Consider the following 16,045-nt stretch of genomic DNA (forward strand, 5'->3'; position numbering starts at 1 on the left):
TCAAGTCTGCTAATCCTTGATATTACGAAGTATCTAAATGCGCTCAGAGCTTAATTTACCTTGGCAATTATATCTAGAATGACTGCAATTAATGCGTCTGGGTCGATTGGCTTGGCAACGTGCTGCTGAAATCCGGCGGCTAGAGCTTGTTGGCGATTAACTTCTCCAGCATAAGCCGAGAGAGCTAAAGCCAAAATTTGCCCACCTTGTTCGGCTGGCATGGCTCGAATTTGTCGAATCAGCATATAGCCATCCATATCTGGCATTCCAATGTCACTCAACAAAATATCTGGTGGTGATTGCTCTACCGCTTGCAATGCTTCTATTGCCGATGTGACAATACTAACCTCTGCTCCCGCCTGCTCAAGGACAAAGCCCAAAAAATCACGGATATCTTCATCATCATCAACGATTAATACCCGTATTCCTGTCAGAGGTGAGGTGTTAAAAGTAAAAAATGAGCGGTTTTCTTCTGCTTTCTGGCTAGAACGTTGTGCTTTCATCAAAGGAAACCTGACATTAAAGATGGCTCCCTGTCCTTCTCCACGACTGTCTACTTGAACAGTACCGCCATGCACTTCAACTAGATGACGGACGATCGCCAGCCCTAACCCTAGTCCGCCAAACTTCCTAGTTGTTGTCGCATCTGCCTGACGAAAGGATTCAAACACGTAGGGGAGAAAGTCAGGATTAATACCTTTACCCGTGTCGCTAACAGTAATTTGAGCCTGGGAGTCTCGGCACTCTAAGCGAATTTCGACCCGTCCACCAGCGAAACTAAATTTTACAGCGTTAGTAAGCAAATTCCAAAATACTTGCTGTAACCGAGCAGAATCTCCCAAAATCTGCCCAATATTTGGGTCAAATACTCTCTGAATTTGAATTGACTTCGCTTCTGCTGCTAAACGCACAGTTTCAATAGCCGCTTCAATGGTCGATGCTAAGTTAACAGGAGCCATTTCTAAATTGAGTTTGCCAGACAAAATGCGAGAAATATCTAACAAATCTTCAATTAATTGTGCTTGGAGTTTGGCATTGCGCTCGATTGTTTCCAAAGCAGTAGCCGTTTTTGCGGCATTTAATGTCCCATTGCGAAGCAACTTAGACCAACCCAGGATGGGATTGAGGGGCGATCGCAATTCATGTGATAGCACTGCCAAAAACTCATCTTTAATTCGATTCGCTGTCTGAGCTTGTTCACGCGCAGCTTGCTCACGCAATAAAAGTTGTTCGCGTTCTGCTTCTGCTTGCTTTTGCTTTGTGATATCGCGGGAGACGACTAAGAGTTGTGCAATAATTCCTGATGCATTTCGCACCGAAGTAATAATTACATCCCACCACTTCGGCTTACCCTTTGTTGTGGGGCAATAACCCTGAAATTGACCGACATTACCTATTTTGGCCGCAGCGATCGCCACTTTTGCATTTTCTTGGTCTTCGCCTTGCCATAAATTAATCCACTCGGTGTTAAGAAAGGAAGCAGGATCATCAATATCTAGAAGATGTAGCCCGCCTTTATTCAAGTAGAGGACCTGCCCATCTAACGTTAAAACTTTGATACAATCATGAGTGCTGTCCAAAATTCGTTGCTTTAACTCTTCACTTTCTCGCAGAGCTGCTTCGGCAAGTTTGCGATCGCTGATATCCTTGAAAAGGACGGCGACTTGTCGCTGCTGCGGCTGCCCAATGCGGAATGCATAAACGGCAACCCTTGCCAGTAATTCCCGTCGGCTGAATGGCTTCACCAAATAATCATCTGCCCCAGACTCCAATCCTTCCACTGCCGATTCTTCTCCAGCGCGGGCAGACAGTAGCAGAATGGGAATTTCACGCGTTCTTAAATCAGCCCGTAACTGCCCCAGCAACTCAATGCCATCCATTCCTGGCATCATGACATCGCTGAGGATCAAATCAGGCGGATCGTTATACGCGGCAGCTAGAGCGGTTTCACCATCAATTGCCACGTCCACTTTGTAGTACTCGCTAAGAATCCGTCGCAAATAATTCCGCATATCGGTGTTGTCATCCACCAGCAGAATCCGGGCAGAAGAAGCAAGGGGGTGAAGGAACCCAGGAGAGAATTCTTCCGGCTCTTGAGTTTCTTTCGGGAGCCACCCTAAAGCTTCCTCAACATAAGACATTGCTCTAGAAGCGGTAGAAACACTGCTTTGGCTAGCATTAAGGCAATCTACTGGTAAGTGAGCTTTTCCAGTTGGCAATTGCACAGTAAAGGTACTGCCTTGACCGAAGGTGCTGTCAACGGTGATTGTCCCACCATGCATTTGGACTAATTCTTGCACTAGCGACAGCCCAATGCCCGTACCCTCAAAGGTGCGACCTTTGATACCTTTAACTCGATAAAACCGCTCAAATAACCGGGGAACCTCATCTGCCGGAATCCCCGTACCAGTATCACGTACTACCAATACAACCATCATCCCAATTGGGTGCAAAGAAACTGCAATTTCTCCAACAAAGGTAAACTTCAATGCATTGGAGAGCAGATTTAACACAATCTTCTCCCACATTTCACGATCTACGTAAACGGGTTCTGCTAGGGGAGGACAATCCACAATTAATTGCAGCCCCGCCGAGTCAGCAGCAGACCGGAAAATACTTGCTAGTTCTGCGGTATACGTGGCTAAATCAATTGGCTCATAACTAGCTATGGTGCGTCCGGCTTCAATGCGTGAGAAATCTAAGAGTGTATTAACTAGCTTCAGCAGCCGTGTGCCATTGCGCTGCACCATCTCCAATTTTGCTTGGGCTTTGGCTGGAAGAATTCCGTCTAATTCGGTTAACGTCTCTTTCAGTGGCGACAGCATCAGCGTTAGGGGAGTGCGAAATTCGTGGCTGACGTTGTTGAAGAAGGTTGTTTTAGCTCGATCCAGTTCTGTTAGTGCCTCCAATCGCTTGCGTTCTTCTTCATAAGCATAGGCATTAGCGATCGCAATCGTCATGTTACCTACCAGCAAATCGAAGAACTTTCGGTACTCTTCTTCAAAAGCCAGGTGGGGATTGATACCCAATACCAGCAATCCAACAATTTGTTTTTGTCCAGCTGGAATGAGCGGTACGACCCAAGCAGCAGAGGGGGGTTTGTCCCAAGCTCCTGTGGGCAGAGCTTCAAACCGAGTTGTCAAATCATCAACGATTGCTGCTTCGCCGGTATGATAAACTTGTGTGAGTTTCCATGCATCGCTGTGTTGAGTTAAATTTACCCTCGATGGAATTGCTTTTGTTTCCTCGATTGGAGTAGTTGTAACCAGCTTTGCACTGGTGCCATCTGCCTCTACCTGATACAGCATGGCAAACGGGATGTCATAAGAATTGATTGCTAAGGCTTGAATTGCAAACAAACAAGCTGCTTCTACGGTCTTTGCTTGAGCCTGCCTACTTAGTAAGCTCAGGGTTTGTAAACGGCGATCGCCCAGCACTCGTCCTGTTGTTTCACTAACAATGCAAAAGACTCCGCCAACTTTCCCGCTTTCATCTCGCACGGGATCGTAGGAGACATCGAAGTAAGTTTCTTCAATGTAACCGTGTCGATTCAGGAAAAATAAATGATCTTGCGCCCAAAATGCAACTCCTGTCGCCACAACTCCCTTGAGTAAAGGTTCTACAACATTCCAGACTTCGCTCCACGCTTCATGAGCAGGGCGACCGAGAGCCCAGGGATGTTTTGAGGCAAGGGCAGGGCGATAGGCATCGTTATAAATCGTGATTAATTCCGAACCCCAGAAGAGGCAAATCTGAGCTTTAGAAGCCAGCAAGATGCTAATGGCACTCCGTAAGCTCTGAGGCCAATCAGCTACATAACCTAAAGCAGTCTGCGACCAATCGAGCGATCGCATCAGGCTGCCAATTTCGCCACCTTCAATAAAAACACTGTTAACAGCTATACCTTCTTCAGGTGCCATCGCTGCTAGTCCTGATTGCTAAAGTATTTGGTTAACAGGTTCTCACCTGGTTCTCCAATATTATTATGTAACAATTTTTCAATCTGCTTGAGTGCTAAGGGTATTGCTCTGTTTCGTCCATTCTCCCATCGATTGACACTCTGAAATGACACACCGATTTTGCTAGCAAACTCAACTTTAGACAGTTGCAGTAGCTGCCGAGCTTCCCGAATCAACGCTGCAATTTTTATATCTTCCAAGGCTGCCATCAAGTTAGGCTTTCTCAATTAAACTGTCTAGACTATAACAGATGTGATAGATGCAAAAATATCCGCAAATAGAGTTTATTGCCAATGAAGGCTCTTTCTTACTAGTACAGCTTGGCGTAAATCAAGCTACCATTTTAAAACTTGCAAAAGCCTTGATATACAAACCTTTTTACTTTTGATTTTTGCATGGCAGTACTAGTACTCTGTCTCATTAATTCTGAGGCGCTGTACCAGAGACGACAGATGTGGTTTTTTAAAACACTCATATTTGGTCTTTCCTGTCAATGTGTAAGCTCTACTTAGTCATTCGTGAACAACAAAATTCCCGACTTCTTTGAGAAATCGGGAATCTAAAATTTCAATTTTCACAAATCAAATAGGATTCATATAGCGATTTTGATAGTAAGCCAAAATTTGGTGAACTCGTTGCCGACTTTCTGAACCAGAGTTTGCTGTACAAGAGATAGACAAACCACCAATTTGACTTTGATTGTAATCAAACTCTTGGGATAACTGGGGAATTAAATCCACTTCTACCCCTTCGACTTGATGTAAATGAGCTGCTATCTCTCTATAGACAGCTAAAGGCAAACCAGCGAATTCAATTTTTTCTTTAGTCTCCATCTTTATGAAGCTCCACCATTAAAAGGATTTGAGGGGGGCGTTGTCACTGAAATAGGATTGGCGGTAGCAGATGCAGCTGAGGGCGTTGAATTGACAGGACCTTCCCCTACCATTTTGGCAACTTCAATACCATATTGTTCCAGAATCACAATGGGGTTGTAGCCCTGATTCATTTCAATCCGTTTAACCAGTACGCCATTTGCTAATCGCTGTCCTGCTTGCACATAGCGACTTGTCGGCTCATCCGGTACTTTGATAATTGCTTGTGGTTCCTTACTAATTAGAACTACACCAGTCACAACAACTGCCTTTGCTAACTCAGGTTGTGCTGGCGGTGGCAATACAGATACTAAAGCTGGGTTGGGGACAACTTGAGGCAAAACCTTAGGTAAGACTGAAATCAAAGTAGGATTGACTTTTTTAGCCAAAATAGGATTGACTTTTTTAGCCAAAGTAGGATTGACTTTTTTTGGTACAGAAGCAATCTTATTTTTATTCTGATTTAAAGCTATAGTCCGTGTTGGAAGTTTTCGGACTGCTATCGATGGAGTAGGTAGCTTAGGTAACACGGGAACAGGTCTTCCAGATGTTTTAGGTATTCCAGGAACCGTCTGCCCGAAAAGTTGTGCAAATGGATCAGCCCGGTTTTTTGATACCTGAAGAAAGCGTGCCCGCTCTGTAGCATTAGTGGATTGAATCAAGTTAGCAGATGCAGGAGTAACTTGTGAAACCTCTTTGGCAGGTATCACTGGATTCTTAAAGGATTGAGTCGTTGATGGCGAATTTGCTGCTATTTTGGGAATTGGCGCAGGATTGAGCGCTTGTGGTGTATCTTCAGAAGCACATCCAGCGATCGCCAAAGTTAAAATAGCTGCAATTGTAATTTTTAAATTTCTGCCCATGAGCTGTTCTCAAAAGCCATTGGAAAATTTGAAAGTGGAAATTAACATGCCTGAAATTTGTATCAAAGGCAAAGTATGTTCCCTTTATAGCCTAATTTTTTACATTTTTAGGGTTATTTTTAGCACTGCCTACTCAGCAGAACTGCGGCTTGGTGTTTATTTACAGTCAATCTTCTGCCACACCCATAAGCTCCTTCATCGAATCCAGACCTTTTTTAACTCTACGGGAAACTGTTACGACACTGATTCCCAGATGTTCTGCAACTTGTTTTTGTGTTAAATCTTGTAAAAACACACATTCCAACACATCGCGGGTGCGTTGTTCTAGCTGAACCAATGCTTGTTGCAAACGAAGTTGGTCTTCTTGTACTAGTTGAAAGCTCCGATAGTGAGGATCTGGAACTAAATCTCCCAAACAGGTAGAGCCTTCTTCTCCATCTTGGATTGGTACATCAAGACTCAAGGGAGCGCGATTTACCCACGCTAATTTAATTTCTTGCCATTCGTTTGCAGAAATTTCTAGTGCTGTTGCTAATTCCGAGTCTGTTGGTTGGCGATTATGCTTTTCACGCCAAGAACGTGACACTCCTATTGCTTGCTGTTGCAGTGCTAACCACTTGCGAGGAATTCGCACGGTAACACCTTTATCTCGGAGATAGTGTTGAATTTCACCCCGAATATAGGGAAGAGCATAGGAACTAAAAGCATGTCCCTTGGAAAGTTCAAATTTTTCAATCGCCCTGATTAAACCCAAACATCCAACCTGGAGCAAATCATCGTAGGTTTCATGACATTGATTCGTCCAGTAGTGAGCTTCTTTTCTCACAAGTCCAAAATTTAGTTTTACCAGCTTATTGCGAACATTTTCTGACGGAAATTGCTGATATTCTCGCAACAACTGCCAAATTTCATGTTTCAGTTCATTGGTGGTTGTGGTAGGCATAGATGTTTGTTTATTAAGTAAATCAACAATTAATTTTTGTCTTTTAAACTCATCTGCGATCGCGTACCGGCCTTTTTTGGTGGCGATCGCACGATATCAAAGATAATGTCGTACATGCCGGGAGCAAATTCTCTAGTAGATAACAACGTTTTTCTAAAGAAAATTTTATAGACTTGCTTGACAATCGAGCAAAGCTTAAATAAGCAAAATTGGTATTTAGTTGCTTATTGATCTTCGGTCTAATCTGTAGCTGTTTTTAGAACTACATAGAAATAAAATATAAAATTAGTTACCAAATATCAAACCGAGATTGTACTTAACTTTAATTAATTAATGCTGAAGCTAATTTCTATAAACAAAACAACAGTAGCCGGAATTTTATTAGATAAGCAAAAGTTTGATTTACAGTAAAATTACGTGTTCATTAAACCGAAATCCATCGAATAATTAAAATTTACTAATAATTTTCCGATATTATAAGTAAAATTACGCAAAAAAATCCAACAAAAGGTATCTCGCCCTTTGTTGGATTTAACTCAATACTGCGTAGGTTTTGAATATTAGTAGGTTGGGTTAAACATTCGTGTTACCCAACAAAGCTTTGATTATGTTGGGTTACCCTGCCTTGCGATGACTGATGCTTACCTAACTCCAGAGAGTTTAGGTACGAGCCGGTTCAACCCGTGCAAAAAATAGACCGCGAATCTTAACTTCTTTAGGTTCGCCAGCACCTAAATCAGTATCAGATGGCTGTTCGCTCTCAAAAGTACCAGCAATTTCACCACTAGAGCTATCGATTTTAGCGATTTGCAAAGAAATCTTGCCATTAAGATTTTCAGCACGCTTGACGTTAGTGCGGGTAAGTTCTTCATCATCTGCTTGGGCGGGGAGAGCCACAGCATTATCGTAGCCACTGACGACACCACGACCTTTGGGATCTAGGAAGGCAGCACCACGATAGGAAGGAACTTTGAAGGTGCCTTCAAAGTCCGTGGAGGTGTTAATACTGCTCAAACTGGGTTGGGTTTGAGCAACTAAGTTTTTGATGGTGAAGAGGAAAGGTACTCGCTCACCACCAGGAAGTTGCACAGTGATGGCTTGGAAGTCAAGACCATCAGTTTCCACAAAGGTGAGGCTATTATCTGGGTTGATTTTTAGATTGCCTTGCACCTGGTCAATGGTGGAAGTGTATCTGGTCAACAATTTGCCAGCAACAAATTCTGCTTGTTGGCGTTTATTAGCAGGTTCTTCTTTGATGAAGAAGCTAGTTGGTTCTAAGCAAAGTTCTTTGATGGTGTATGACTGGCTAGAATCAATGGGAATGGAGCCACGGCTTGTTTCAGCTAGTTGGGGGCATTTGTTAGCCAAACCAGTGCCGCGAATTTGATCGTAAGTGAGTACATCTCTACTACTAGTAGCAGGAGCATCACTACAAGCAGTTATTAGCCCCAGGCACAAAGCCAAGAATGCAACAATTAAAGCGCGATACCTCATGGTCAACCTCAATCTCAAAAATTAATATCTAAGTTGTAAAACTGCATCGAAGCTTTGATTTCTGACGATAAGCCATCCTTTATCGGACACTGCATTGCTCTGATTCTTGAGTTTAAACAAGTGTCCGGGCGTATAGGTTGGCTAGTCGCCACTCAAACTTTTCTCTGCTAAACGTACTTAAACGTGTCGCTGCTTCGCACTTTGCTCTTGCATATAGCAAAAGCGGCGTCGCCCAAGTCTTTTTGTATCATGTATGTGACGCCACTACATACAGCCCATTGTTTGATGGGTAAATCAGCCAGATCATACGATTTTTTTTAACTCAAAATCAAAGTACTCAAAATCCAAGAAAGTCTCATCCCGATCGCATCTAGCTGCCGTGGAGGCTATGGTAAAGGTTACTACGCTCTTTTACGAGCGATCGCAATTGCTTTTGATAAAGATACAAATCTAGTTATATTCACCCCTGACTTAAGGAAGAGGCAGTTCTTGCTGGGGAAATTCTTCTAGAAAAAACTCATTTAGAAGCTTACAGAAGGTTCATTTTCTAGAGCAACTATTGCCAAACTAGGGAAAATTAAAAATCTCCGGTAAATTTGAGTTGACCTCATTTATACGGAAAGGATGGCATGAACGATAAGAAAAATCTTGAATTAGGGGAGTTGTCTAGTAAACTACAAGCGATCGCAACTGTGGTGGATGATGCAGTTCAAGATTGTCAAGGCGATAGTGTAGCTCTTTTGGCAATGCTTAGGCAATTGGAGCATTTACATCGAGAGATCCGGGATGGGGTTTTTCAAGAGAGTTTGCCTGTTAACCGTCGGCAACTCTACTCACTGCTGAAAGATATTGAGTCTGAGGGAGGCTGGCCTTATATTGAGCGCATGAGACTACAAGCCTTTTTAGCGAATTTGCCACAAGAGGCTCCAGCAGAAAATAATCAAGAAGTTTTGGAGAGCGATGGCTCATGCGGCTGATCGTCTCGAAATAAATTTCTAGCTATGAATTAACAACTCCGATCGCCTCATCAACCGCTAAACCAAGAGCGGTTGCCCATTGAGGCTTCAAGCTAATTCGTAATTCTTCGGCTACCCTCAGTACAAGTTCGTAATTCGTAATTAAAAAGGGTTTGTATTAGTACAGCACGGCGGAAATAAACCACCCATTCCAAATCAACGAAACCCTTCTGCTGTATTCATTTTTAATTTTTAATTTTTAATTTTTAATTCCGCCCTGCGGTACTAGTTATACCATCACAAAGAATGCGATCGCGCTTTTCAAGATTGCGGTTGTGTTTAAGATAATCGCCCACCCAGTTGCAACCACGAACAAGCAGATCATCAAGATGTAAATTCCACAGAATGATCGTGTTGTCATCACTGGCTGAGGCTAGGGTTTGACCATCTGGGCTAAAACTGACACTTAATACCGGAGCGCGATGCCCATTGAGACTTTTAATTAATTTGCCATCACGGCTCCAGAGTTTCACTGTACTGTCCCAACTGGCGGCGGCGAGCAATTGACCATTGGGACTGAAAGTCACGGCATTGACGCTATCGCTGTACCCCTTTAATAAGGTTTTTAACAAAGTACCATCCCGTCGCCATAATTTTACGGTATTATCCCAACTGGCAGAAGCCAGTAACTCGTCAGTGGGACTAAAGCTAACGCCTAACACCCAACTGTCATGGGGTGAAAAAGTTTTGAGTAAAGTACCATCCGGTTGCCACAGTTTCACAGTTTGGTCATCACTGGCGGAAGCTAAAATCTGACTATCAGGACTAAAATTTACATTATTTACCCAACCCTGATGCCCCACTAAGGTTTTGAGCAACTTGCCTTGACGGTTCCAAAGTTTCACTGTTTTATCTTTGCTAGCTGATGCCAAAAATTGACCATCGGGGCTGAAACTCACACTCATCACACTATCAGTATGTCCGTGGAGAGTCATGATTAAAGTACCGTCAAGTCGCCAAAGTTTCACAGTTTTGTCATAACTTCCTGAAGCTAGCATTTCACCTTTAGGGTCAAAACTGACACTAGGAACTTGATTAGTATGCCCCACTAAAGTTTTGTAAAGTCGGGTTTTGACCTCACCTCTACTGGTGTATCGTTGCCAAAGTTTGACAGTGCGATCGCGACTACCAGAAGCTAGCATCTGACCGTCGGGACTCCAAGCAACGCTCAAAACTCGCTTCCGATGCCCTTGAAGAATAGACGGTGTTGGAGCATCTATTCTCCATAGTTTCACGCTTTTGTCATAACTCGCTGAAGCTAGAAATTTATTATTTGGGCTGAAAGCGATGCTGACAACAGCATCGCTGTGTCCTTTGAAGGTTTTGAGTAAGGTACCAGTGATACTCCAGAGATTTATGATATTGTCATCACCTGCGGAAGCTAACTTTTTACTATCGGAACTAAAGCTCAAACTCCAGACTGTACCGTTATGCTGCCGTAAAGTTTTGTAAGGAAAAAAATTAAACCCGTCTGTGCTGTTACTTTCTTGTCGCCAAAGTTTCACTGTCTTATCTCGACCTGTTGACGCCAACAGTTTACCGTCTGGACTGAAAACAGCTACAACCACACCCTGCTGATGTCCCTGCAAAGTTTTAACGAGGCTACCGTCCCGTCGCCAGATTTTCACTGTTTTGTCGTCGCTGGCCGAGGTGATGAATTGACCATTGGGACTAAAGTTTACCCAGTTAACCCACCCTTGATGTCCTGTCAGTATTTTTACTAGGCTACCGTCTTTGCGCCAGAGTCTTACGGTTTTATCCTTACTGCCAGTAGCTAACAACTGGCCATCAGGGCTGAAATTAACGCTATAAACCCAATCTTTATGTCCTTTGAGGGTTTTATATGGCTTGGAGTCAAATTCACCTGTAACCCGGTTTTTGCGCCAGATTTGTACTGTTTTATCGAGGCTGGCGGACGCTAGGGTTTGACCATCCGGGCTGAAACTTATACAGCTGACAGCATCAGTGTGACCTTTCAGGGTTTGGAGTAAGGTACCGTCAGGACGCCAAATTTTCACTGTCTGATCTCGGCTACCTGATGCTAGCAACTGACCATCTGGGCTAAAAGCTACTCCCCAGACAATATCAGCGTGTCCTTCTAGGCGGTTAGCCTCTGTTACCCCATAAACTGCCTGTTGGAGGGCTGTCACCACCCGCATTCGGGTATCTGGCTGCACTCCATCAGCCTGTTTAAGTTCTCTCCAAGCCCGCAAACTTTCTAATAGGGCATCAAATTCTTTATTAGAGGCAAATAAAGCTTCACTAGCAGCCGCGATCGCACTAATGTTCAAGTTGCTTTCACTGTGTTCGGCTCGTAGAGTTTGGCGGATTGCGGCTGTTTTTTGCAAGTCGGCTTGCCACCATAATGCTGCTATTGTTCCCCCCATGATTGCCAGCACTGCACCTGCTATTCGTGCTTCCCGCAGTCGCCGTTGCAATATCAAATTGAGTTGCTTTTGACTAAATTGTTGGGCAACTTCAGCTTGAGTTTTTTCAAGTTTGATTTTTTCTAATTCCGCGAGCATACCATAATTGTTTTTTTGGCGAATTGGTTCAACTAAATAATCGTGAACTAGCTGGTAGCGATCGCCTAACTCTTCTCTAACTCGCAACACCAAACCTGAACCCACCAATATTTCTAAAATTAGTTCCCCAACTGTGTCAAAGCTTGATATTGTATCTATATCATGATTATTAACTAATGCAGCCGCTAAATCAGCTTTAATTTTTAACGGTCGCGTCCCTTTTTCGTCAGTTAACTCAAATAATAGTTTCCAAGTTAACTCTTCATTCTCCTGACCACAATCTTTAATAACCTCCCCAAGCCAGCGTTCCACCAATTTTGTCGAGCCGCCGCAAAGCTTATATTGTGCAAGTGTGGTAATGTTTTCTATTTGTAGTTGAGCGCCAACTATTTGTAATTCAATTGGATGTACTTCGTCTAGTTCTCCTGTTAAATCCTGGACTAATCGGTTAATTAATTCATCACTCAGTTCAGAATGGGAACGCTGAGTAAGACTATGAATTATGGCTTTAGCATCCTGGCTAGAGAATTTTCCTAGATAGTAGCGAATATCCTTATCAAGAATATTTTTATTAATTACGCCTAAATCATATAGACCAATACTATTTTTTTGGCTCAACCGTTCAAATTCTAGTAAATAATGTAAATAATCTTCTCTTAATGACAAAATAATTTTGACATAAGAAATGTTTAAGCATTCGCTAAAAAATTGATAAAATTCTATTCGTTCTGTGGGAAGATTACTAATAAAAAAAAATTCCTCAAACTGGTCTAAGATGATAATTATTGTGTAATTGCGCTCCGTTGCTAACCGAATTTTTTCTAGGAGTATACTGGGTGTAGAGTCAAGATTAACCGATATTCCTGTGGGTGCCAGCACTTGATTTAGACTGCTTATCAAGACTGTGAGCCAATCAGTGTAAACAGACAAAACAATAGGTATAGGAATGCGTTCACCGATAACTTTACCTTTCAGTGCTGGGACTAAACCAGCTTTGAGAGTTGAACTTTTACCTACACCGGATGGGCCATAAATTACTGTGAGCTTGTAGTCTGCACGAGTAATTCTTTCAATCAAACGATTGACATCTTGCTGCCGTCCAGAAGCAGATATTTCTTGGGCAACTCCCTCAGGAATAAACGGGATTTTTTGAGGTTCTAAGGCTGGGTTAATTTTAGAGTGTTGCGGCTGCAATTGGCTTGCTCCAATAAAAGCACGAAAGCCATATTGATGTTCTATTTGAATTTTTTCTTGCTTGAGCTTAAAGGCTTCTGTATAGTCATGACGCTCAAAAAAGTAAAGCGATCGCAGTTCCTCTAAAATCTCTAAATAAAGAGATGGCTGATGTTGTAGCTCACAAACTATCCTCGCCCATTCCAAATTATTGATAGCCTCCTCTGGCTCACCTAGATGCCTCTGTGTCCGGGCGAGCAAGAGAAGATACCAACTTTCTTGTCGTCGTCTTCGCAAAGCGTCTTGCAGAGAAGCTTGTGTTACTTCTTCGGAGATAGAAAGTGCTGTATTCGCTAATTCATGAGCCAGTACCCAATTAGACTCAGAAACTGCCACATTTGCCAAAAATCCATAATCTTGAGCAACTTGTGCAGGACTTCCATAGGTTTCATGTAGATGTAATGACTTTTGAGCTAATTCTTTTAAGTCATCCCAGGTTTGTGAACGTTGCAACATTTCACAAGCAGGCAAAATAAATTTAGCAACTAAGTCTTCTCTTTCTACCTCCTCCAATATTTTTAGGCATTGTTTAAACCACAACAGAGCATGTTCGCAATAGCTACTATTACTATTTTGGTGTAAGTCTGCCATTCGGTGATAACACAGCCCCAGATGGAATAGTACTATTGCTTGCTTCAGTAAAGATGAGGCAGGGCTAGGGTGAGGATATGATAGGCGTAAAGAAGAATTACTTTCCCATCCTGCTACTTTTTTTGTTTCTTGCTGCCACAATGCTAGGCTTCTTTGATAATTGGCTAAAGCACCATTAATTTGATCGTTGGCATATTTATCTCGCCCTAAAACAAATTCTAAACTAGCTTCTAATCCTGGTGTTAATTGAAAGCCGTAAAGGCGCAGCAAATCATTACGCGCTGATTCTATTTCGTGGCGGTGTTGAGACTTAGGATCTAAATCTAGGGAGGCGTTAGATAAAAATGTTTCGGCACCTGCTTCTAAAACTTTGGCAAATAATGATTCTGCCTCTTGGTTGATCAAAGCAATTAAATCTGCTTTTGCCATTTCAAATTTAATCGTGGTTGCAGCCCAGCTTTTAAAATCAGGCGCTAATCTTGAAAGCAATGATGCAACTTCATCTTGTAGCCATAACACCACTGGAAATGGAAAAGTCGCGGCATAGATATCTCGCGCTTGGTTGATGCCTGTAAGTAAGTTTTCCAGGTTCATAGTTGACTCAATACCGAAAACCATCACAGCAGATGGCAAAGAGTCTGTAAGGACAGCAGGATTATCTAAAGATAGTTCTGAAACTATTGTGTTGTGTAAGGAAGTCGTTGATGGATTGAGAACAATTTCTCTGATATATATGTCTTTGGTGATGGAACGAATATTTTCTAACATTTGCTCACGTAATTGCCCATAGTTACACCGAACTAAAATTAGGGCAAATTGACCTTCAGAAAGTGCGATCGCTCTAACCAGTCTTTGCAAAGTATGCTGATTTTCTTTTGTATAGACTTGTAACTGCTTGTCAATATTCATTGGTTATTGGGCATTAGGAATGGGGAATGGGAAATTGGCATTAGTTATTAGTCCAATGGCAAAGAACAAAGGACTAATGACTAATGACTCACCCAGCACTGTTACTTGTTTTTTTGCCAAGCTAAAACTTTTTCTGTTTCTGCTAACGCTGGACTGATGCCGAACCAGCGCCCCAAAGGATCGCGATATTCAAACAGATACATGCTTCTTAGTAAGCTCTGATAGTCAGACTCACCTTTAACTCTCTGCTGCTGCACGACTTCAAACAATAATTCCCACTGGGATTCATCAATAGCTAATAGCAAATCGTCGCGGTAGTCCTTAATCACGGCTTCTAAGCAGTCCCTAGAAAAAGGCGGATCTTGTCGTTGCAGGCAGCTATAAAGTAAACCTAATAAATTACGAATGTGACCACCACTAACGCGACATAGACGATCCAAAGTTTGGGAGTGATCGAATAATTCTGTAATCAATAAAAACCTTTCACTCAAAGGAACTTCTGGAAAAGCTCTAGCTAGAACTAACTGGCGCACTAATGACATCCCTGGTTCGTAGTCACTGGTATCTCTTTGGCGCACTAATACCATCGGTAATACTTTTGGCGCAATCCCTCCCCCCAGGCGATTTTTTAGTGTCTCGTACTCATTGGAAAAAATTAACGTTAGGGGAATGGTGTAAACTAGATGGCATTTGAGTCGGCGTAGCTGTTCGCCTCGGTCGATAAAAAGATATTCTGGTTGCGATCGCCCCGATGCTAAGGGACGCATATCCACTCGATCCAAATTATCTACAATTACTACCAATCCTTTTTGACCCCGCTGCTTTAGCTGTTCGACAGCCTTTTCTAAAATTTCTTCGTTAATCGCTTGCAAAATACTATTAGTACGTGGTTCCAGATATTGCCTTAGTTGATTCCGCATCTGGGTGCTATCTTTGGTTTTAGCGGTAATTTTGGCAATACCCAACGACAACTCTGCTTGCCCAGAAAGCTCTATGGGGGTTTGCAAAAAATCGCCTACTTCTTTAAATAAATTGGTAAAGTAACCAGGTTTGAGTTTAATGCTAATGCCTTCTAAACTGGCGCTGACTTGACGGGCTACACTCAGCAAAATATCGCTGATATCAATATCCGCCATATCTAAGTCTTGACTGGACTCAAAGTAAACTACATGAAATCCCGCCAATTCTAGTTCTGTCTTGAGGCGCTGCAATTCCGTTGACTTCCCGCAGCCAATGTGACCTGTAAATAACTGGCAGGTTGGCTCATCAGGAGAAATCCGAACGATAGTCCGTTGCAATTCTTCGACAATCTTGCAACCACGGACATCAGCAAAATCTATGTAATACTGGCGATCTAGCACGTTACTTATATTAAGTGTGTAGCTTGGGTTACATGCTTTATAAAAACGTGACAAATTTAATGTCGTTTTCATGTACGTAGAGGTGTGTAGATGTATGTGTCGATGCAATTAACTTGTATTTTTTATACAAAAAATCTCTAACCTGGATGTAAGCACAGGATTACTTCGCAAGTTGGTAGTATCTTGCAAAAGACAGCACTTATTACAAATCGCTGTCAGTAGTATGGTAGAGATTTAGTTGACCCTAGTAGCGCAAGGCAGAAGTCACGCATTCATGCA

9 protein-coding genes are annotated in these 16,045 nt (G+C 42.5%); 1 reads left to right on the forward strand and 8 read right to left on the reverse strand.

Going from position 1 to position 16,045, the window contains the following annotated elements:
• Positions 1-50 precede the first annotated feature (50 nt).
• From V7K32_RS13330 to V7K32_RS13355, 6 genes are all read right to left on the reverse strand, one after another.
• Positions 51-3,920 carry an ATP-binding protein gene (locus V7K32_RS13330; RefSeq protein ID WP_334993881.1) on the reverse strand — a complete coding sequence of 1,290 codons (3,870 nt, stop codon included), beginning with the start codon at positions 3,918-3,920 and terminating at the stop codon, positions 51-53.
• 5 nt (positions 3,921-3,925) lie between these two features.
• Positions 3,926-4,186, reverse strand: coding sequence for a helix-turn-helix domain-containing protein (locus tag V7K32_RS13335; protein WP_334993883.1), 261 nt, complete (start codon positions 4,184-4,186; stop codon positions 3,926-3,928).
• 354 nt (positions 4,187-4,540) lie between these two features.
• Positions 4,541-4,792: a hypothetical protein gene (locus tag V7K32_RS13340; RefSeq protein WP_334993885.1), complete on the reverse strand. Its 252-nt coding sequence runs from the start codon at positions 4,790-4,792 to the stop codon at positions 4,541-4,543.
• Between the two features lie 2 nt (positions 4,793-4,794).
• On the reverse strand, positions 4,795-5,694 hold the full coding sequence (locus tag V7K32_RS13345; RefSeq protein ID WP_334993887.1) for a hypothetical protein: 900 nt from the start codon (positions 5,692-5,694) through the stop codon (positions 4,795-4,797).
• Positions 5,695-5,860: 166 nt separating this feature from the next.
• Positions 5,861-6,637, reverse strand: a complete 777-nt coding sequence (locus V7K32_RS13350) for an RNA polymerase sigma factor SigF (protein WP_334993889.1) — start codon at positions 6,635-6,637, stop codon at positions 5,861-5,863.
• Positions 6,638-7,297: 660 nt separating this feature from the next.
• A complete protein-coding gene (locus V7K32_RS13355) occupies positions 7,298-8,131 on the reverse strand; it encodes a photosystem II manganese-stabilizing polypeptide (RefSeq protein ID WP_334993891.1) in 834 nt (277 codons plus the stop codon).
• A 629-nt stretch (positions 8,132-8,760) separates the two neighbouring features.
• Here V7K32_RS13355 and V7K32_RS13360 point away from each other — a divergent pair.
• Positions 8,761-9,108: a hypothetical protein gene (locus V7K32_RS13360; protein WP_334993893.1), complete on the forward strand. Its 348-nt coding sequence runs from the start codon at positions 8,761-8,763 to the stop codon at positions 9,106-9,108.
• A gap of 245 nt (positions 9,109-9,353) precedes the next feature.
• On the opposite strand, the gene V7K32_RS13365 is transcribed toward V7K32_RS13360, so the two are convergent.
• Both V7K32_RS13365 and V7K32_RS13370 read right to left on the reverse strand, forming a co-directional pair.
• Positions 9,354-14,405: an nSTAND1 domain-containing NTPase gene (locus V7K32_RS13365; protein WP_334993895.1), complete on the reverse strand. Its 5,052-nt coding sequence runs from the start codon at positions 14,403-14,405 to the stop codon at positions 9,354-9,356.
• Positions 14,406-14,506: 101 nt separating this feature from the next.
• Complete coding sequence (locus V7K32_RS13370) at positions 14,507-15,838, reverse strand: P-loop NTPase fold protein (protein WP_334880077.1); 1,332 nt, start codon at positions 15,836-15,838, stop codon at positions 14,507-14,509.
• Positions 15,839-16,045 lie beyond the last annotated feature (207 nt).

The organism is Nostoc sp., assembly GCF_036917635.1.
Taxonomy (GTDB): domain Bacteria; phylum Cyanobacteriota; class Cyanobacteriia; order Cyanobacteriales; family Nostocaceae; genus Nostoc.